Source organism: Halomonas sp. AOP30-A1-24, assembly GCF_052378165.1.
GTDB lineage: Bacteria > Pseudomonadota > Gammaproteobacteria > Pseudomonadales > Halomonadaceae > Vreelandella > Vreelandella citrativorans.
The window spans coordinates 1-19,194 of the sequence record NZ_JBQSXL010000001.1; the positions used below are offsets into that span (position 1 = coordinate 1).

General features: G+C 54.7%; 18 protein-coding genes. 2 read left to right on the forward strand and 16 right to left on the reverse strand.

Features of this window, described 5'->3' with window-relative positions:
- Positions 1-153: 153 nt before the first annotated feature.
- Positions 154-1,629, forward strand: coding sequence for a sodium:proton antiporter NhaD (gene nhaD / locus ACT3TJ_RS00005; RefSeq protein WP_193053211.1), 1,476 nt, complete (start codon positions 154-156; stop codon positions 1,627-1,629).
- Between the two features lie 80 nt (positions 1,630-1,709).
- Here the strand turns inward: nhaD and ACT3TJ_RS00010 are convergent, their stop codons facing one another.
- From ACT3TJ_RS00010 to ACT3TJ_RS00025, 4 genes are all read right to left on the reverse strand, one after another.
- On the reverse strand, positions 1,710-4,316 hold the full coding sequence (locus ACT3TJ_RS00010) for an EAL domain-containing protein (RefSeq protein WP_226912056.1): 2,607 nt from the start codon (positions 4,314-4,316) through the stop codon (positions 1,710-1,712).
- Between the two features lie 7 nt (positions 4,317-4,323).
- The gene (locus ACT3TJ_RS00015; RefSeq protein WP_193053210.1) at positions 4,324-4,995 is read right to left on the reverse strand and encodes a glutathione S-transferase; all 672 of its coding nucleotides are present in this window, start codon (positions 4,993-4,995) and stop codon (positions 4,324-4,326) included.
- A 127-nt stretch (positions 4,996-5,122) separates the two neighbouring features.
- Entirely contained in the window at positions 5,123-5,701 is a 579-nt protein-coding gene (locus ACT3TJ_RS00020; protein WP_172117621.1) for an antibiotic biosynthesis monooxygenase, read from the reverse strand.
- Between the two features lie 194 nt (positions 5,702-5,895).
- Positions 5,896-6,123: a DUF2835 family protein gene (locus ACT3TJ_RS00025; protein ID WP_193053209.1), complete on the reverse strand. Its 228-nt coding sequence runs from the start codon at positions 6,121-6,123 to the stop codon at positions 5,896-5,898.
- Between the two features lie 126 nt (positions 6,124-6,249).
- Between ACT3TJ_RS00025 and ACT3TJ_RS00030 the strand changes: the two genes are divergently transcribed.
- On the forward strand, positions 6,250-6,840 hold the full coding sequence (locus ACT3TJ_RS00030) for a putative metalloprotease CJM1_0395 family protein (protein ID WP_193053208.1): 591 nt from the start codon (positions 6,250-6,252) through the stop codon (positions 6,838-6,840).
- Positions 6,841-7,031: 191 nt separating this feature from the next.
- Here ACT3TJ_RS00030 and ACT3TJ_RS00035 read toward each other — a convergent pair whose 3' ends face one another.
- The 12 genes from ACT3TJ_RS00035 to ACT3TJ_RS00090 form a co-directional block, all read right to left on the reverse strand.
- Complete coding sequence (locus ACT3TJ_RS00035; protein WP_172117623.1) at positions 7,032-7,520, reverse strand: C40 family peptidase; 489 nt, start codon at positions 7,518-7,520, stop codon at positions 7,032-7,034.
- 64 nt (positions 7,521-7,584) lie between these two features.
- Positions 7,585-8,214, reverse strand: coding sequence for a histidine phosphatase family protein (locus ACT3TJ_RS00040; protein WP_193056528.1), 630 nt, complete (start codon positions 8,212-8,214; stop codon positions 7,585-7,587).
- A 37-nt stretch (positions 8,215-8,251) separates the two neighbouring features.
- The gene (gene phnE / locus ACT3TJ_RS00045) at positions 8,252-9,067 is read right to left on the reverse strand and encodes a phosphonate ABC transporter, permease protein PhnE (RefSeq protein ID WP_193056529.1); all 816 of its coding nucleotides are present in this window, start codon (positions 9,065-9,067) and stop codon (positions 8,252-8,254) included.
- 16 nt (positions 9,068-9,083) lie between these two features.
- Complete coding sequence (phnE, locus tag ACT3TJ_RS00050; RefSeq protein ID WP_444665421.1) at positions 9,084-9,842, reverse strand: phosphonate ABC transporter, permease protein PhnE; 759 nt, start codon at positions 9,840-9,842, stop codon at positions 9,084-9,086.
- Positions 9,843-9,916: 74 nt separating this feature from the next.
- The gene (phnC, locus tag ACT3TJ_RS00055; protein ID WP_193056531.1) at positions 9,917-10,753 is read right to left on the reverse strand and encodes a phosphonate ABC transporter ATP-binding protein; all 837 of its coding nucleotides are present in this window, start codon (positions 10,751-10,753) and stop codon (positions 9,917-9,919) included.
- A 79-nt stretch (positions 10,754-10,832) separates the two neighbouring features.
- Entirely contained in the window at positions 10,833-11,798 is a 966-nt protein-coding gene (gene phnD / locus ACT3TJ_RS00060; protein ID WP_172117627.1) for a phosphate/phosphite/phosphonate ABC transporter substrate-binding protein, read from the reverse strand.
- Positions 11,799-11,898: 100 nt separating this feature from the next.
- Positions 11,899-12,153, reverse strand: coding sequence for a hypothetical protein (locus ACT3TJ_RS00065; protein WP_226912057.1), 255 nt, complete (start codon positions 12,151-12,153; stop codon positions 11,899-11,901).
- Between the two features lie 113 nt (positions 12,154-12,266).
- Positions 12,267-13,619 (reverse strand): TolC family protein, encoded by a 1,353-nt coding sequence (locus ACT3TJ_RS00070; RefSeq protein ID WP_441673937.1) that lies wholly within the window; start codon positions 13,617-13,619, stop codon positions 12,267-12,269.
- A gap of 166 nt (positions 13,620-13,785) precedes the next feature.
- Positions 13,786-15,690 (reverse strand): FUSC family protein, encoded by a 1,905-nt coding sequence (locus ACT3TJ_RS00075; protein ID WP_444665422.1) that lies wholly within the window; start codon positions 15,688-15,690, stop codon positions 13,786-13,788.
- A complete protein-coding gene (mdtN, locus tag ACT3TJ_RS00080; RefSeq protein WP_193056534.1) occupies positions 15,680-16,729 on the reverse strand; it encodes a multidrug transporter subunit MdtN in 1,050 nt (349 codons plus the stop codon). Before mdtN ends, ACT3TJ_RS00075 begins: the two co-directional genes overlap by 11 nt.
- Before the next feature lie 3 nt (positions 16,730-16,732).
- A complete protein-coding gene (locus ACT3TJ_RS00085) occupies positions 16,733-17,029 on the reverse strand; it encodes a YtcA family lipoprotein (RefSeq protein ID WP_319643844.1) in 297 nt (98 codons plus the stop codon).
- A gap of 240 nt (positions 17,030-17,269) precedes the next feature.
- Positions 17,270-19,192 (reverse strand): alkaline phosphatase D family protein, encoded by a 1,923-nt coding sequence (locus ACT3TJ_RS00090; RefSeq protein WP_444665423.1) that lies wholly within the window; start codon positions 19,190-19,192, stop codon positions 17,270-17,272.
- Positions 19,193-19,194 lie beyond the last annotated feature (2 nt).

Below are 19,194 nucleotides of genomic sequence, written 5' to 3' on the forward strand. Positions count from 1 at the left end.
GCTAAATGGGTAATTTGCTAAAAAAAGATGCCATAGCGAGTTAATAAACGATCCTTATTCGGTTTTATTCTTTATTTAGAAAACAGGCAATTTGTTATACTTAACGCCGCTTATTAACCCTTCCTACCACCTTTAAATAAGGATAAACGCATCATGTTGACGCAGGATTGCGACCCAGGCCAGCCGAGATTTTCTCGTCGCTGGCTTTTTTTGTTAGCCCCCTTACTATTTTTCTATAGCGTGTCGACCTTTGCTGTGACAGGTGAGATTGATTTAACGACATCTTTTATCGGTTTTTTTGCTGTCGCCATTTTTGTTTTGGCATATGCCTTGGTGATGGCAGAAGAAAAGATTCATATGCGTAAATCAAAGCCAGTGCTAATAGCGGCAGGTATTATTTGGAGCCTCATCGGCTGGGTGTATGTTCAAAACGGCATGTCAGAAACCTCAGAATATGCGTTTCGCATGACCCTTTTAGAGTTCACCGAGCTGATGCTGTTCCTGCTGGTGGCCATGACGTATATCAACGCCATGGAGGAGCGTCGAGTATTTGATGCTCTGCGCTCCTGGATGCTGCGTAAAGGATTTAACTATCGCACGCTTTTCTGGCTGACCGGCGGCTTGGCATTTATTCTTTCACCGATTGCCGATAACTTAACCACCGCGCTGCTAATGTGTGCCGTCATCACCAAGGTGGCCGAAGGTGACAAGCGCTTTATTAACCTGGCGTGCATTAATATTGTGGTCGCCGCCAACGCGGGGGGCGCCTTTAGCCCATTTGGAGACATCACCACGCTGATGGTATGGCAGGCAGGCATTCTTCAATTCCAGGAGTTTTTTACTCTTTTCCTCCCTTCGTTGGTTAACTTCCTGATTCCGGCCATGATCATGAGCCTGTTTATCAAGGACCAAAAGCCCGGTAGCGTGTATGAGGATGTGCAACTGAAACGCGGTGCACGACGGATTATCGTGCTTTTCTTACTGACCATTTTAACCGCCGTCATCTGCCACACCTTCTTACACTTGCCGCCCGTGCTTGGCATGATGACAGGGCTTGGTTATCTTCAGTTCTTTGGCTTCTACCTACGCAAGAGCCTGCCCCGTTCGCTGGAGCGTAAGCGTGAACGCTACAGTCGTCGTGGGGATAACAAGAAACTGGCGCAGTTAGGTAGCGTGGTACCGTTTGACGTATTTAACCGCGTGGCGCGGGCCGAGTGGGACACACTGCTGTTTTTCTACGGCGTAGTGATGTGCGTAGGTGGGCTTGGCTTTATGGGCTACCTTGGCTTGCTGTCCGAGGCGCTTTATACCAACTGGGATGCTACGTGGGCGAACATTGTGTTGGGTGTGGTCTCCGCTGTGGTGGATAACATTCCCGTGATGTTTGCGGTGCTCACCATGCAGCCTGAAATGTCTGACGGGCAGTGGCTATTGATCACCCTAACCGCTGGTGTTGGAGGCAGCCTGCTCTCTATTGGTTCAGCAGCTGGCGTTGCGGTTATGGGCCAAGCACGCGGCGCTTATACCTTTATGGGCCACTTACGCTGGGCGCCGGTTATTCTATTGGGCTACATCGCCAGTATTGCCGTTCATTTATGGCTTAATGCAGGAAGCTTTACCGCCGCTTAAGACAGCTTGATACGCTGCTTTTAACACACCTCCTCACCACAATAGATAACGCCCTTATCCAGGGCGTTATCGTTTAGCTTTTAATAGCTTTCAAACAAGCGATCAATGGATGTCGGGCGGCCAAACAGGTAACCCTGATAACGATAACAGCCATGACCTTTTAGCCAATCCAACTGCTCCTGCTTCTCGACCCCTTCGGCTACCACCGTTAACCCAAGACTCACTGCCAACAAGATGGTGGTATCGACGATGGCCGCATCCGCTTTATCGGTTAAAAGCTCGCGGATAAACGACTGGTCAATCTTTAGCTCATCCAAGGGCAGTCGTTTAAGATAGCTTAACGACGAGTAGCCAGTACCAAAGTCATCAATCGCAAAGCGAACCCCTTGCGCGCGCAATTTGAGCATTGTATTGCGCACGCGTGTTGGATCTCGCATTAACAGGCTTTCGGTGACTTCCAACACCAGCCGCCCAGGTGGCGCTTGGGTCTGAGCAAGAAGACCTTCCAAATTGCGTACAAATTCAGGCTGCTGAAACTGTACCGAGCTCACGTTAACGGAAATCGTCAGCGCAGCATAAGGGGCCTGGTTGGCCCACTTAGCAAGCTGCTCGCAGGCAGAATGAAGCACCCAATAACCAATGGGTATAATTAACCCATTCTCTTCTGCTAGAGGAATAAAGGTCGAGGGCGGCACCCAGCCACGCTGGGGGTGATACCAGCGTAAAAGCGCCTCCACACCGGTGGTAATGCCTTGATGGTTCACCTGAGCTTGATAGTGCAACGTCAGCTCATGACGTGCCAGCGCATGGTGTAAATCGGCCTCAAGGTTGGCCCGCTCGATCAAGCGTGTTTGCATACTGCGATTAAAAAAGCGCAGCGTATTCCCACCCGCTGCTTTCGCCTGCTGAAGTGCCAAATCGGCCTGTTGGAGCACGCTGTTCATACTATGATCAGCGCCATCGAATAGCGTAATACCAATACTGGCGCTGACGGGCAGCGAACGACCCGTACGCAGTTTGGCGATAGTGTCCAACAGCTGCTTGGCTGTGCGTTCAGCGCTTAACGCAGCATCCGCTTGGTGCTCGCCCAGCTTTGCCAGGAGCGCAACAAACTCATCCCCACTAAAGCGGGCCAACACAGCCCCTTCCGGTAACAACGGCCGCACCTGCTTGGCCACATCAATTAACAACTGGTCGCCACTTTCATGGCCCTGAATATCGTTAACGAGATGAAAGTTATCCAGATCAATGGTCAGCAGTGCGCTATAGAGATGGGGCGTATTCTTCTGCTCAATTTTCCCGCTTAACGACTCCATCAATAAGCGTCGATTAGGCAGGCCTGTCAGCGCATCGTAAAACGCCAGATGATTGGTACGCGATTGCAGCTCAAGGTAATCGGTTAGTTCAGTGGAAATACCGCACAGACTCGCGGGCTCGCCTGGGGAGAGGGACAACGGCATTTTAATAGTAACAAACGTGCGAACCTTATCGTTGTGCCGTAGTACGTTACTCTCTTCGAGCGTTATTTTTTTGCCTGATTCCATCACACTGCGGTCAATCTGGGCTATTTCATTCGCGGTTGTGCGATCAAAAAATGCCTCGTCGCTCTTACCCAGAATTTGCTCTTTCGGCAGCCCAAAGAGCTCAACCACCCGCTGGTTGACAAACTGGTAATGTAACGAGGGTGTTTTGATATAGATGTAGGCGTCCACGTTATTAAGAATAGTGGCCAGCATGGCCTCATTAGCATCGAGCTGTGCCCTATTTAGCGTGACACGCCGTTTAAGCCACCATGCACTGCCTAGTGCCACAGCAAGTAGCGCCGTTAACAGGCCAAGCCCGCCCCATAACCAGCTAGAGATCGTATCGGGTGGCGTTTCGGCACGCCAGGAGCGCAGTATCCTAAAATAGGCTGAACGTGGATTTTGCTTCCAACCAAGCAGCACATCGTCGATACGGTTCAATATGGTTGCCGACAAAGTAGGCGACCCGGCATAGAACAGCCGGATAGGTTGAAAGATGATGGGCGTTTCATATAGCCCATAGTCCTGCGCGCGCCAGTCTCCGAAGATATGGTCGGTAACCGCCAGGTCCGCATCCCCCATAGCCACGGCTTGAAAAGCATCCGCATAGCTATCAACGGGCAACCAGGTGACCGCAACACCAAAGCGTTCTGCCACGGCGCTCAGGTAGTTCTGTTGAATAGAGCCATCTACAATGGCGACGCGTTTTTGTTCAAGGTCAAGAATCGCCTCGACCCGCTCGTTTTCGCGCTGATAAATCTGCGACCAGCTTTGGATAATCGGTTCACGATGAAACGCGATACGTTCACCACGCTCTTCACCCCAGGCAGTCCCGGGCAATATATCGATATCACCCTGTTCAAGCAGGGTAAGACAGTGGTGGAATTCGCAGGCAATACTCTCAAGCTGCCAACCCTCTTCTTGTGCAATCGCTGCAAGCAGCTCACCCAAAATACCGCGCAAATGCCCCTGGTCATCCACGAATATTTTTGGCGGATTGTTATAAACGCCCACCAATAAGGTGTCGCTGGCCATGCTTGAAAAAGCCAAACTCCAGAGGCCCAGCAACGCAGCGGCCTTAATAGCGCCTCTGCGTGTACGAGCAAGCAGTCGTCCTGACATCAACCACAGCGGGTGAGTAACGTATCCAGCCTTATCCTGCATCGTCCTGTTACTCGCCTGGCATAGTGAGCGGGCCTGCGCGCTCGACGACACGCTGCCAGGCAGGGTCAGCATCAATACGCGCTACAAACCGCATAATGGCGGGATACGTTGTCAGCGTTTGGGTGGCAGCTATGGCCTGAAGAGGAAAGCTCATTTGAATATCGGCCCCGCTTGGCCACTCTCCTGCAAAGTTCTCTTTACGCGCTAAATGATCTTCGATAAAGCCCAGATGCTGTTTAAGCTGAGGCGCTAAAAATTGCTGACTAACCTTATCGCCAATGCCTTTAGCGAGCGGTTTAATTAACCAGGGAGACTGTGCGGGTATCTTTTTAAACACCAGTTGCATCACCAGCAGTGGCATTAAAGAGCCTTCGGCATAATGTAGCCAATAGCGGTAATCAACCCAGTCGGCGATATTATCGGCAGAGGGTTGCAAGCGCTCTTTTCCGTAGGTGTGTATTAAGTAATCAATGATTGCCCCTGACTCTGCAATCACTAACTCGCCATCCATAATGACTGGGGATTTACCTAAAGGATGAATGTTTTTTAGTGCTTCAGGCGCCTGATGAGTTTTACGATCACGCTGATATACATGGATGTCATAGTCCAACGCAAGCACTTCGAGAAGCCATAAAATTCTATGTGAGCGTGACTTTTCCAAATGATGGACGTGAATCATAAAGTACTCCATGAAGGCGATGTAATACGCAGGCGCTAGGCCTGCAGCAGTTGTCCTTTTACTGCAAGCTTAGTTAGCGTAGCAGCGTTGCCCCTCATGGAGTACATATATCCAGGTAAAAAAAGCCTTATGTTCGATTAATGCGCCGCACATGTATCCACCTATCCATTGGTGACCACTTCCCTTGCAGCCAAGGCGACAGTAACCGTGTGGAGAGTGGAATAAACACAAACACCATCACTGGCGTTAATATCAGAGTGCTCACTAACACGCGCGGGATCAGTGCCCAATCGGCCAACATACCGCCAAATACCCACTGAAAGAGTAACGAGATAGGAAAAAAGGCCAACCAAACGGCAACGGCCTGCTTCCAGCGAGGCGGCACACTGCCTGAGCCGGTTTGAAACCAGGCATCCAACCCCGTGGCACGGTGCTCATGAGGCGCATCATAAAGCCCCTTGCCGCGCACAAGCCAGGCATGACGTGAAGCCGAGTGCTCCCATGCATGAAGCGTTTCACTGCTGCTAAAGCGGAAAATAATCTGATATTCATCGTGATGCTCGGGTGGCGCAAGCACTCCTGAGCCCAGATAACCTGGAAAATCAGCCGCTAGCTCGCGACCTTCGTTCAACCACCGATTAAAATCATGGTAACGGCCACTGGCAATGCGCCGAGCTACCATCAATGTGACAGGTGAGGCAGACATGGTATATCTCCTGATATAACCACAACCAATGCTGGGTAAGCAGGTTGTAAACGACCCGGCGGATAAGCCTGATCGCGTTAACGGCATAAGCGAGGGATACCGCTTATGAGATGACGTAATTATATAGACAATAGCAATGCCATGTGGGTTATTTAACAGGTGACGTTAAGCACTCTAAGCGTGCAGCCTATGCATTAACGATAAGAGAGCGGATGGATGCTCATAAAGCGCCCTTGCGCTGAGAACTCCAGCCGGAAAACACCATGAACACCGTTTTTTCCTACCACACGTCGAATAGCGTCGGAGGGAAACACCACCCAACGCCCATCCACGCTGCGGGTACGCACGTTGGCAACGCGCCCTTCATAATGGGCCAAGCATTCATCGGGACTAAGATGGAGAATCACATCAATGGACGGCATAGCGGTATCAGTTAAAAACGGTTATCCAGCAAGTGACATGCCCTTGCACGCTTCTATTGGTTTACGAATGCGCTATAGTAACGCAACCGTACAATAACGTAATGACTCAAACGGCGGTAACTGCTTATGGATGCGACCATCAGTGCTTTTTCCCCGGTTGGGGCAGCATATACCACGGCCTCCCATCGTGGGTCGTCGACTGACGACACCGAGGACACGCTAAAAGCGCCTTCCACCTCCGAAGACGAAACGGCCAAAACAGATAATGAGGTGGCTGCCCCTACGCGCCCCGATGGAACGCCTCTAGCGCCGGAAGAAATCAAGCTGATTGAGCAGTTAAAGCAGACCGACCGGAATGTTCGTCAGCATGAGATGGCTCACCAGATTACTGGCGGGGCCTATACTGGCGGCGCCACTTACGAATATGAAATAGGCCCGGATGGAAAGAAGTACGCCGTTGCGGGTGAAGTGCCTATCGATTACGGCCCTATCCCGGGGGACCCACAGGCCACCATCGAGAAAATGCAGACGGTAATTGCTGCCGCGCTGGCGCCAGCCGACCCGTCGCCAAAAGACGTGCAGGTAGCCGCTCAAGCCCGCCAATACTTGCTGGAAGCCCGCCTTGAGGCTTCCCAGCAAGAGAGCGCCACAAGATCTGCGCAGAGTGAACCTGAGCAGAACGAGCCTGAAGCGGCCGACTCGGGACAAGCCGCTTAACCGCTGCCCCGAAGCCGCAGTGCTTATGGAAGTTGTGTAAGCGACTGCCAATCGGCTCGTAACGGCCATCGCAAAAGCCAAGCATTAGGGCTACTTTTTTCGGCCCGGAGAGAACTCATTAAAAAGCGACCTTACGTCCCATAAGGTGGGATGTAATCGTAAGTAGGTGCGTTAAAGGTGCAGGCCAGGTATCAAGGAGCAAGTGCAGCGGCGCCTAAAAAGCGCTGCTGCCAGTAGTCGACATCCAAGGGAACGCTGACCACGGCGCGACCACTTCCCGGTGCATGGATCATCTGCTGGTTGCCGCGATAGATGCCCACATGCGTGGCCTTGCTACGCTCTCCAAAGAAGAGCAGGTCGCCAGGCTTGGGGGTATTGGCTGAAGGTAGCGCACGGAACTGTGCGTCTGCGGTGCGCGGTACGCGCATACCGGCCGCGCGATACGCCATTTCAACAAGCCCCGAGCAGTCGAGGCCGTCGGGCGTATTGCCGCCAAAGCGGTAAGGCGTGCCAATGGCCTGCTGAGCATGGGCCAGGATCAGCACGCGCTCCATGGAGAGCCCTTCGCGGGATTCGGCGGGCGAGGAAGGGGGTGCGATAGCGACATCACGGCTGGCACAGCCCGAAAGCCACATTAACATCATCAAAGCGAACGTAAACCTTCCCAGCGTGATGGGCATTAGCAGCTCTCCTTGTGGCAATGCCCTTATCATGGCGCAAACGGGAGGGCAGCGCCAAGTTCAACTAACGGCCAATCCACTCAATAAAGCTGGTTTCGCCTAACGCATGGCGTTCGTGGCGTACACGACTCATCGCAGCGTAAGGCAAATCCATCGCCAATACACGCCCTAACGGTTGCCCCAGCACCTGGCGCAGCAGGCCATTGCAAACAAACAGATGCGCCACTACCAATACATGCTTACCAGGCGGGTTTGCCAGCACGTTTTGCCATACTTCAGCAAGCCGTGAATCAAAAACATCCATCGCCTCGCCCTGCGGTGGTGATACAGTCTCAGGGCTGTTCCAGAAAGCGCTCATCGGTGCGGAGCCCTCCTCGCTAAACACCTCAGCGTGGGTTTTGCCCTCCCAACGTCCCAAGTGTAATTCAGCGAGGTCGTCTTCAATCTGTACTGGCAATTCAAACTCTTCACCTAACCACAACGCAAACTCACGACAGCGCATAAGCGGCGAGGTAAGCACCGCATCATAAGGCGGCCTGCCGTCAACGGTATGGCGCATAATGGCATCCGTTACCTGCTGCCAGCCGGTTTCACTCAGCGGGTGGTCAGTAGAACCGCGCAGCATACGCCCGCCAACGGGTTCGCCATGGCGCAGCAAATCAATAGTGGTGACATCAGCATCAGGAAAGCGCATTCAGAACTCCTCGCTTGGCGATTTATCAATCCGTGGGTTAAATAATCGCGTGGCGGACACGGGCGGATATCCATTCCGAGACCAATACCGTGGCGAAGATCATGACAAAAATAACGCTGACCTGATTCCAGGCGAGCATATTGATAGAGGCATTCAACTGAAGCCCGATCCCCCCAGCGCCCACCAGGCCAAGCACGGTGGATTCACGAATATTGATATCCCACCGGTAAACACTGATACCCGCAAACGTTGGCATGACCTGAGGCAGAACGCCGTAGTTCATGACCTGTAAACGGCTAGCACCGGTTGCGCTAATGGCCTCGACAGGCGTCGGGTGAATTTCCTCAATGGCCTCATAAAGAAGCTTGCCCACAAACCCAATAGAGCGCAGCGCAATGGCGATAATGCCCGCCAGGACGCCTGGACCCAAAATCGTTACCAACAGCATGGCCCAAATCAGCGAATTGATAGAGCGTGACGACACGATAACCATCAACGCCAGGCTTCGCACTAGCGGATGCGGCGTGGTGTTACGCGCGGCGAGAAACGCCACAGGAAACGCCATAACAATCCCCAAGGCGGTGCCCAGCGTGGCAATGTTCAGCGTATCCCACATGGGTTTCCACAGCACATTGGCGTATTCCCATTTAGGGGGCATCATCCGGCTTAAAAGATCACTGCCCTGGCGTCCAGCATCCTCAACAAACACCCACATGGTGTTGTCGGAAATCACCTTCCAGCAGAACAAGAACAGGCTAATCCCTACTAGCCACGCACTAAATTGCAGCCACTGGGCACGCGTGGTACGTAGCCGCCATACCGGGACCCCTTGCCGGGAGATTGAAACAGGCATATAGATTCTCCGGAGATTACTGCGTCCAACGGCGGACGTGGCTTGAGCTGTATTCGCACAGCAGCACAATCGCGATGATGATCAACAAAATGGCGGCTGACGTGTCGTACTCATAGCGGCTAAGCGAGGTATTCAGCGTGGCGCCTATTCCGCCTGCACCAACAATGCCGATCACTGACGATTCGCGAAAATTGATATCCAAACGGTACATGGAAAGGCCAATTAAGCGCGGCATGACCTGGGGTTGAATAGCGTGATTCATGGTTTGCCACCAGCTGGCGCCGGTCGCTCTCACCGCTTCTACCTGGCGCCAGTCGAGGTCTTCAACATCTTCGGCCAACAGTTTGGCCATAAAGCCGATAGTCGCAAACGCCAGCGTAATCATCCCCGCCAGCGGGCCAAAGCCAAACATCACCACAAACAGGATCGCAATAATGATCTCTTGAAAGGTACGTGAGACGGCAATGATGCTACGGCACACGAAATAAATCGGCAGCGGCGCAATGTTGCGTGCAGCGCCTAGTCCCACGGGAATCGCGAGCGCTACCCCAATGACCGTGGAGGTAAGCGTCATGGTCAAACTCTCGACCAGCCCATTGATAATATCGTTACCACGGCTGAAAAAATCAGGCTGCGCAAACGCGCTAATGAAACGCAGGCCTCGGCTGGTGCCTTCCGCCACACGTGCCCAATTCACCTCAACAGAGGCCAGCGCCAACACCAGGTAAGCCACCACCCCCAAGACAATGGCCCAACGCAACCACTGGCTATGCACAAGGGGTAACCGACGCCAATGCCCCTAGCGGGCCGCGTGTTGGCGGGCTTCAAAATACGCAGAGCGCTGCTCACTCATGGCGCTACCCCAGCCATCTCAACTGCGACAGAGCGACGCTCACAGGAAACGGCTTCACTGTCAGGCTCATCGGCAGGTTCAGGAGAGGTATCCCAATCCTCTTCGCCATAAATGGTGGTGAGAATCTCGCTGGTTAGCTCGTCAGGGCGGCCATCAAACACGATCTGGCCAGCCCGCAGGCCCACAATACGGTCCGCAAACTGCTGGGCGAGCGCCACGTCATGAATATTGATAATCGTCGCCAACTCGCGCTCAGCACACAGTTCACGAATCAGGCGCATAATCTGGCGTGAGGTTTTGGGGTCCAGGCTGGCGGTTGGCTCATCTACCAGTAACAGCTTGGGGCTTTGTAACAGTGCCCGGGCAATCCCCACTCGCTGGCGTTGGCCACCGGACAACGCATCAGCACGCTTATCAATAGCGTGAGGCAGGCCTACCCGCTCAAGCAGACGAAACGCTTCAGCGACGGCATCCTGCGGGTAGCGACGCAAAAAGCTACGCCAGAAGCCCACGTAGCCAAGCCGTCCGGAAAGCACGTTTTCCATCACTGTCAGGCGGTCAACCAGCGCATACTCCTGAAAAATCATGCCCATTGAGCGGCGTGCCTTACGCAGGCCGCTGCCCGAAAGCCTGGTAAGCTCTGTTCCTTCCAGGCAAATGCTGCCCGCCGTAGGCTCTACCAAGCGATTTACACAGCGAATCAGGGTACTTTTACCCGCACCAGAGGGGCCGATAAGCGCCATCACCTGGCCTTTAGGCAGGGTAAGTTCGATATCGGTAAGCGCACGGTCCCCGGTTGGATAGCGTTTGGTAACGCCGCTGAGTGTCAACATCGCTCTACCTCATCTACATAATGTAACGGCCAGAAGGGATTAACCTTCTGGCCGAGTAACTGCAAAATTAAGGGCTTACTTAGTCACATTCGTACGTCACACCGTTAGCATCGGCGATCGTGCGGATAACGGACCAGTGCTCTTCATAGGTAATCGGCATAAATTGCGCTTCACCCGAGTTGGCAAACTCAGCCTGTAGCGCAGAACCCTCCCAGTCGTAGCTGAAGAACGCGTCTTGGATCTGTTCAGCCAGTTCAGGCTTCAAGTTATGCGCCAAACCGTACGCTGTGGTGGGGAAGGTTTCTGAGGTGTAGATAATGTCGTAGTCACCTTCATTAACCACGCCTCGGGCAATCATGCGCGTGCCGACGGAGTTCGCAATGGCCGCTGCGTCGTAGTCTTGATTCACAACGCCCAGAATGGAGTTATCGTGGGAACCCGAGAACGCTGTCTCGAAGGCTTCCCCTGCTTCCATGCCATATTCAGAGCGCAGCAGCGCAGAAGGTGCCCGGAAGCCTGAGTTAGAGGTCTCAGAGGTAAACGCCAATTGGCGGCCTTCGAGGTCTTCAACCGACTCAATACCGCTACCTGGATAGGTGATGATTTCCATTTCATAGCCATAGCTGCCGTCGTCTGCTGCCATAATGGCAAACGGACGGAAGCCACCGCAGTTTACGGCAACCGGAACACCACCGGTGTTAAAGCCCGCTACATGCAGGCGGCCAGCGCGCAGCGCTTCTTGCTGTGCCGCGTTGGACTGCACTGGGAAGAACTGAACGTCTTTGCCTGTGGCTTCACTCAGATGGTCCAAAAAACCGGCCCAAACATCCGCGTAAACAGCCGGGTCTTCAACCGGTGTATAAGCAAATACCAACGTATCGGGGTCGACCCACTGCGACTCGTCCGTGGGTGCATCCGCTACCATGTCGCCGTCGTTATCAACATAGCGCGCAGAGAGGTCTGCCGATGCATTAACGGCAACCAGAGCAAAGGCACTGACAACAGCAGCGCTGATCAAAGTACGGGGAAGAGTCACAGCATGCATACGTCACCTGGAATGTTGTTCAAAGATAGCGCCATCCTGCCGACGCTAGATGACAACACCGCGACACTTAAGTGACCACTTGATGACGGTTGTAAAACACTTAATGCAGCTCTACCAATTGCCCTGCCTGCATGGCCACATCAAACAAGCGCAGCGGCGATGTTTTAGGCCCACGTATCAGCCCTTCATAGCCGTAAATAGAGTGCTGGCTGGCATCCGCGATGGGTTGAAACAACACGTGCAGATCTTCTGATTCAATAATACGGTTAAGCCATTGAGCTTCCTGGGCGGTCAACGGCTGAATGCCTCTTGTATTAGAGACGGTGTTAGAGACGATGTTAGAGGCAGTTTGCAAAGGCTTTTTACGAGGGCTGTCTAGTTAGTAAGCGTGCGACTTTTTTATGACATTGGCGTGACAGTTAGCGCGCTAAAATAGCTTACGTGTGAAGGGTGGTGGGCGGACAAGCGTCAGGGAATAGCCTCTAAAGGGGACGTGCTTGAGGTCATGGCGCCAAGCGTGAACGCAAGCGTCGATGCTGCAATCAGGCTTGCCGCATGTGCCTCGGAGCGTGCCAACCTTGCATCCAGCAGACCGGACTCCGCCGCAGTAGCCTCAGTGATAGTGCCTACCCCGTTGCGATAAGCATCAAAGGCCGCGTCGTAAGTCACCGCTGCCGCTTCGGTCAACGCATCAGCGGCGTCAAAAGCCGCCAGTGAGGAGCGCAGTGCATCAGCAGCAACCACCATCTCGCGCATCGCCGTGTTGCGAATTTTCTCGAATGCCGCTTCGGCTGAAGCCGTGACAGAGACTGCCTGCTGGCGTTTGGCGGCAAGAAGGCCGCCATCATAGATAGGCATTGTCACCCCCAAGAACACCCCGGTGCCTGTGGTCTGGTTGCCAATACTGGGCAAATGACCAATGCTCAGATTTTGCTTGTTGGTTCCCGTGGCGGCGGCAACAAATACCCGGGGCATGAAGTCGGCACCGGCGGCACGCTCTGTCGCTTTGGCAGCTTGCAGCTCAGCATAGCTGGCCAGCACATCCGGCCGCTTGCTGAGTGCCGCCTCAATCGCAGAATCCACCGATGCCAACTCGTCAATACCCGGTAGCGGGCGATTCGACGCGCCAGCCACCTCGATTTGGGTCGTCGGCGAAGCGCCGAGAGCACTCAGCAACTCCTGATACTGATCGCGCAGCATACTCTGTGCCTGCACCATCCGCAGGTTGGATTGGGCGACAAGCTGACGGGCTTGAGCAACAGCGATACTGGTGCCGGTGCCATTGGCGTAGCGGGACTCAGCCGCATCCTGCAGAAGGCGGTTGTTGACCAGCACCTCCTCAGCAATTGCCAGCCTGTCCTTGGCAGCACCGTACTGGTAATAGCTACGCGTCACGTTGTAGATCACCGCCTGGTGGGCGCCATTGAAGTTGACGTTGGCCGCATAGGCATTGTGTCGGGCGGCATCGCTGAGCGCCTCGCGCCGACCAAAATCAAACACTAGCCACTGCAAAGCAAGGTTCGGTGCCACACCGCTGACGGTGGTATCGACATGGTGAGTGTCACCATCCAGCAATCCGCGATAAGGAATGCTGGTCTGCTGCCTGCCCGCAAACACATTGGCGGTCAGGATCGGCAGAAACGTGGCCTCGACCATTCCAGAGGCCAGCGCCAGCTGGCGCGCCTGTTCCCAGGCAATTCGGGTTGACGGGTTATGGCGTTGCGCAAAGTCTATCAGTTCGGGTAACTGATAAACCTTGTCCGCCTGTAGATCCTGTGACACCGGGTCTGGCAGCAAGCCGATATCAGTTGAACCTGACACGGAAAAATCGCCAGACAGCGCGGACTGACCTTGAGGCACCCAGGGTGTACTGGGGGAGGCGGAAGTATTCTTTAGCGCATCCGTTGCACAGCCCTGCAGGCCCCCTATAGTGCCAAGAACAACGCCCAGAGCAATACAGGTTCTGAGCTTGGCTAATCTGAACACGCTAGCTTTTCTCAACATGCACAATCCGCTCTATCCGAGTGAGTTGCCGTTCTATATCACTATACGCGCCGCCGTCGAGGGGAGAGCCCTCGTAAGTCGAAGACGCCCTGTTACGTCGGTTTTCAAGCTCAGTGACCAGCTGTGACTTGAGTCGCTGCAGGCGCTCTTTGATAGTGCCGTCATCCTGTTCTGCCATGTAAAGCTGGCCGGTGAGGTCATTGAGCTCTTCAACAATTCTCTCCACGCGCTTCAGCTCATCAGTGCTGGCACGCAGACGTGACGGCTCGAAAGGCACCATATCGAGCAGTTCTTCGGCCTGGCCCAGTGCAAAATATGCAGTAGATGCCGCCTGGGTGCGCAACTGTTGATCCTGCCTGGAAAGCGTACTGAGATCGCTCAAGGCATCCAGCACATCGTTGAGCTGCCGTGCCACCTGATTGATGACGCTACGCGGCCAGAACTGGGTAAAAATCACATAGATGACAAAAATACCCAGCAGGATGCCGTAGATACGGTTGCTGGCCTGGGAGATATCAAAGCTGGGGCCAAACCCGTTGAGAGTGGTCAGCAAGAAAGCCAAGGCGATCTGCACGCCGGCATAATAGATCCGCTCAGTACCTGATGACACCCAGGCACCGATCAGCACGCCAAAGAACACCAGCCCCATCAGGCCACCGACGGAGCTCAGGTGCGGCATGATGAAGGCTAACGAAAAGATCCCCATCGCTGCGCCAATCAGACAACCGACGATCCGCAACGTCAGCTTGCGCAGTGTTTCCCCCGTAGTGCCGAGCGCGGCCACATAACAGGTGATCATCGCCGTATGAATGCCATCCCACTGCATGCCGGTGTAAATCAAATAACAGAGCACCGCCGCAGCTGATGTCTTTAGCGCATAGCGCTGATGTATCGGATTGGAAAACGCATCGGCAGCCAGCAAAGGTATTTTTCTCGGACGCGGCGGTTGTGCAGCGCCTCCATCTGGCTGGGACAAACCCTGTAAGGCGACATAAAGCGGCTGTAAGCCGGCTTCTGCCGCCTCCGGCGCCGCCTGTAGCACTGGGCACGTATCATTGGCGATAGCATCCGCCGCTTGGCGTAACTCAACCGCCAAGTCACTCCTTGCTGCACGACTCAGGCTTTCAGGCAGGGCCTCAGCGATAATCAGGATGCGATAACTTGTCTCAGTGGCTCCGCTGAGCCAGCGAGAGCGTGCCGTCGATATCAGGTGCAGTAGCTTGACGAGCTGCATTTGCTGCAACGAGTCATCATTACCTTCGCTCACCAGGGTGTTAAAAGCCGTTGATGCTTGCTGTGTCTCGATGCGGTCTGCCGCACAGCGCAGTCTTTCGACAATCCGGTTACGCACCAGTGTTTGCGAAGGGGTGCCGAACAGCAGGTTAAAAAGGATCATCAAAAACATCGGCATGCAGGCCATTTTCCATGCCATCAGCAAGCCTTTGTCAGCGACCTCTCCAACCGGCACCATGGTCACCAGCGTCATGATAAAGGCGATCACCAAGCCAACAATGGCCGCCTGCTCGCCCAGCGGAGTCGCTGAGCTGAGGAACAGGAAAATATACGAGGCGAAAAACATGACCGCTAGGCGCATGGCAGGGCTGTCGATGCTAACGTTGATGATCGGAATCATCAGCACCACCACGGTAGACGCCATCAAAATGACGCCCAAAGCCATAATGCAGTTCTTGACGGCATCCTGCTTGGACAGAAAAATGATCAGATAGCAGCTAATCGCGGCCTCAGGTATTTTCAGCATCATGGCCGTTGCAGACACCAGAGCACACAGTAGCGCCACGCGCCAAGTCAGGCCCATCCTTCCGGGAAAGGGCTGGATATCCGCCCACGCCTGGCGGGCGATTTTCCCCCACGGAGATTCAGCAGCCATCGTGGTGGTGAACCGTTGCCACCGCCGATGCGCCGACACGCATCAATTCTGCTGGCGGGTCATCCAGCCGAATGCGGACGGGAAAGCGCTGCTGAACTCTCACCCAATCAAGAGATTTCGGCACAATCGGCAGCGATAACGGCAGGTCGATCAGGTCTTTCGAGGCCACGCCCCAGCCTACTCCCACCACCGTGCCTTTAATGGCACGGTCGCGGTTAGCCAGCGCATATACCGTGGCGCAGTCACCGACAGCGATATTACCCAGCATGGTTTCGGTGAAGTTGGCCGAAGCATACCAAGTCTCCGTCTTGACCAGATTGAACTGGGACTGGGCAGGCAGCGCGTAGTCACCCACAGAAACGGTCACTCCGACAACCCGACCGTCGGCAGGCGCATAGACCCGAGTGCCGTCCAGCTCATGCTGGGCAATGTCCTGAGCGGCCCGGCGCGCTTCAATCAACGCCAGGGTTGCTTCATCATTACCCACCAGCGCCTCAGCGGCTTGACGCTGCTGAATCGCTTCCTGCAAGCTGATTTCGGCATTGCGTTTAACAGTGCGCGCGTCGTGGATCTGCTGCTGAGAAACATACCCCTTGGACTCCATCGGCAGCAGGCGGTCAAGGGTCTGGTTCGCCAGCGTCAGGTTTGCCGTGGCTCGATTGATTTGGGCCTCGGCAATTTCTGCATTGGCCTGCTCCACGCGGATAGTGCGAGACTGATCACCACTGGCCGCCGTTGCCATGGCCAGGTCGGCCTGTGTCTGTTTCAGGGCCAGCCGATAGGCAGTGTCATCAATTTCCAGCAACAGATCGCCCTTGCGGACAAAGTCATTTTCCTCAACATGCAAGGCCACGATGCGGCCCGCGACCGATGGAGCAATGTGGACAATATCGGCCCTCAGAGTGGCATCATCTGACAGCGGATTGGCGCGCGCATTCTCGTAGCTGTGGTAGGCCAGAACAGCAGAGCCCGCAATGATGGCAATGGCGATCACGGCTCCGACAATGGATGCTACCCGCTTGGAAGCATGACCTTTCATGATTCAGCGTCCAAAAAAAAGATGAGAAGATAACAGCGTCATGGCCAGCGTCAGCGACAGATATACCAGGACACGCCACGGAATGATGTCATCAAGCTTCGTCACCACGAAAATGACACGGATAAAAATCGTTGCCACCACACCGATAAACAGCGAGATTAGCCAGTAAGGAAAGAAGCTACCAAACATGCCGACAGCCGGAGCGGCTGACAAGGCCGGAGTGGCTGCCATCAACAAAAGGATCGCCAGAAAGGTTCTTTTCAGCAGCCGTTCTTTCCTGGCGGCGCCTGCTCTCAGCACCAGAGCCTCCTATTCATTGCAGTCTGCCCCTATCAAATCTGCCCCTATCAAAATAGTGCCCAACAGGGCCTTTTACTTTTGTTCGATCTTGATGAGGCGATGCACCTGGTGCATGCCGTCCCCTAAGCATGCTTACTATGGCATGCGTGGTTCGCGGCTGTCTATGCCGCCGCCCGCGCTACACGCTATTCCAGCGAACAGCCCTGTTGTTTGCCATGCACTGACGTCAGATACATGTCATCAGATAAAGGGAAGGTCAGCGGGCGGGGGAAAGACAACGTCATTGCCGTTGGCGTCCAACTGGCGAATATCCACCGGGCGGCCCTCGATATCCAGCGTTACAAGGCCAATACCGCTGGCGTTCCAAAGCCGCTCGCCCGCGCTTGCCCCGCTGGGGTCACGCGGGTGGATACTCAGCTTGCGACGTTTGGTAAACCAGTTAAGCGGCGACCAGGGCGCGTAGAGCCACCGATTAAGCCGGTCAAAGGTATTTAGCAACTGCACGGGGAAAGTGTTCTTGATGCCGCTGGAGGTCACCTGCCATAAATGTGGCGCACGCTTTTGGCGACGCACAATAATGTCGTAAGCAAATGAGTAGTGCACATCGCCAGAGAGAATCACGTAATTGCCCGGCGTTTTGGAATGACGCCAGATTTGCAGCAATGTATTGGCGGCGCCACGGTGGGCCATCCAGTTCTCGGCATCCACCACCAGCGGCTTGCCCGCCCAGGTGAACATCTTCTGAACGCCTTCAATCAGCTTTACCCCAAACATGGGGGCTGGCGAGACGATGACAGCGCTTTTGCAACCCAATAGCGCCTGCTGCATTTCCATCAGCGCTTCCCAATCCATTAATCCGGATGGCTGTTGGGGGCTACGCTCGCTACGCCAGCGGCGGGTGCGGGTATCCAAAACAATCAGCGCAGGCGTACCGGGCACCTGAAACTCCCACCCTTGAAAACGCAGTAGCCGTTCGATCAATGCATCCTGCCTGGCGCACGAAAGCGGCAGCCCTAGCTCACGGAACAATTCGGCCGCCTGTTCGACCAGCGGGTTAAGCTTATCCGGTGCATTGCCCCACCCCTGGCAGAGCAAATAGGCCACCAGCGCATTGCCAATAATGCGCTTTGAGAACGGATGGCCATACGCACAGCGCTCCCAATCGGCGGTCAGGTTCCAGTCGTCGGTAACATCGTGGTCGTCAAAGATCATCAAGCTGGGCAAATGCGCCATTAACCGAGCGCACTGCGGTAACCCGGCCACAAAATCATCCAAAGCCGCCTGCTCCTCGCGATAACGTTGGGCTGCTTTATCGTTAAGGGCAGGCATCTCCGGGGCAATCATTTGCCAAGCAACCGGCGACCACACTAAACAGTACATGGCGAGCATTTCCGCCAGTGTCATTAGATGATTGGAGGCGTTCGCCGAGGTAAACACCGGCTTTTTAACGCCGCCGAAAAATCGCTCGCGCAGCGCCACGTTGCTGGTGACATCAGGCAGCAGCGACTCACGCTGGTAATAGCTATCAGGCGAGGCATAAAGCGCCTGGCTATCCTCCACCGTGGCGCCCTCCAGCCGCTCATCGACTAGCCCCAGGCGTTCAATAAGTGCATGCACCGCACGCAGCATGGGGCCTGCAACATCATCCACATACACCTGGTCGCCGGTCATTAACAACCATGCTGGCCACTCTTTCGGCGCTTGCTGCTTGTCCGTCAGCCAGCTGTCGGCGCGCACTAACCCATCGGCGCTCGCATGGTGAGGCTTACGGCACGAACCGTGCATCAACCGGTGATGGCGTGAGGCAATGACAAAGGCAGGATAAGCAGCGCCTTCATGGCACAGCCAAGGCGCCCACTCGGGCAGCGCCTGCCACTCCCCCGTCGCCGCTTGAAGTCGCAGGTCGTATTCGATGCGTTCATCAATGGGTAGCGCCTGCGGCAAGCGCAGGTCAATCAAGTGAATAAACGCGTGCCGACCGATAGGCAGGCACTGGTGATGATCATTTAAGTGGAAGCGCTGCTCATTGCTGCCGCCCGGGAAAAGCACCAGCGACATATCAAGCGGGCGCGTTGCCACTAACCACAACACCAGGCGTGTGGGGCTAATACGGCGCAATAGCGGGCCGACCAATACATCCGGCAACGCATCATCCATTGTCATTG

Coding starts and splice junctions, on each gene's coding strand:
- ACT3TJ_RS00025 (WP_193053209.1), bottom strand. CDS start 6,123: ATGCCGTCCATTGATGTGATTCTCCATCTTAGTCCCGATGAATGCTTG.
- phnC (WP_193056531.1), bottom strand. CDS start 10,753: ATGTTGACACTCAGCGGCGTTACCAAACGCTATCCAACCGGGGACCGT.
- ACT3TJ_RS00075 (WP_444665422.1), bottom strand. CDS start 15,690: ATGGCTGCTGAATCTCCGTGGGGGAAAATCGCCCGCCAGGCGTGGGCG.
- ACT3TJ_RS00015 (WP_193053210.1), bottom strand. CDS start 4,995: ATGATTCACGTCCATCATTTGGAAAAGTCACGCTCACATAGAATTTTA.
- ACT3TJ_RS00030 (WP_193053208.1), top strand. CDS start 6,250: ATGGATGCGACCATCAGTGCTTTTTCCCCGGTTGGGGCAGCATATACC.
- ACT3TJ_RS00010 (WP_226912056.1), bottom strand. CDS start 4,316: ATGCAGGATAAGGCTGGATACGTTACTCACCCGCTGTGGTTGATGTCA.
- phnD (WP_172117627.1), bottom strand. CDS start 11,798: ATGCATGCTGTGACTCTTCCCCGTACTTTGATCAGCGCTGCTGTTGTC.
- ACT3TJ_RS00020 (WP_172117621.1), bottom strand. CDS start 5,701: ATGTCTGCCTCACCTGTCACATTGATGGTAGCTCGGCGCATTGCCAGT.
- mdtN (WP_193056534.1), bottom strand. CDS start 16,729: ATGAAAGGTCATGCTTCCAAGCGGGTAGCATCCATTGTCGGAGCCGTG.
- ACT3TJ_RS00040 (WP_193056528.1), bottom strand. CDS start 8,214: ATGCGCTTTCCTGATGCTGATGTCACCACTATTGATTTGCTGCGCCAT.
- ACT3TJ_RS00090 (WP_444665423.1), bottom strand. CDS start 19,192: ATGACAATGGATGATGCGTTGCCGGATGTATTGGTCGGCCCGCTATTG.
- nhaD (WP_193053211.1), top strand. CDS start 154: ATGTTGACGCAGGATTGCGACCCAGGCCAGCCGAGATTTTCTCGTCGC.
- ACT3TJ_RS00035 (WP_172117623.1), bottom strand. CDS start 7,520: ATGCCCATCACGCTGGGAAGGTTTACGTTCGCTTTGATGATGTTAATG.
- phnE (WP_193056529.1), bottom strand. CDS start 9,067: ATGCCTGTTTCAATCTCCCGGCAAGGGGTCCCGGTATGGCGGCTACGT.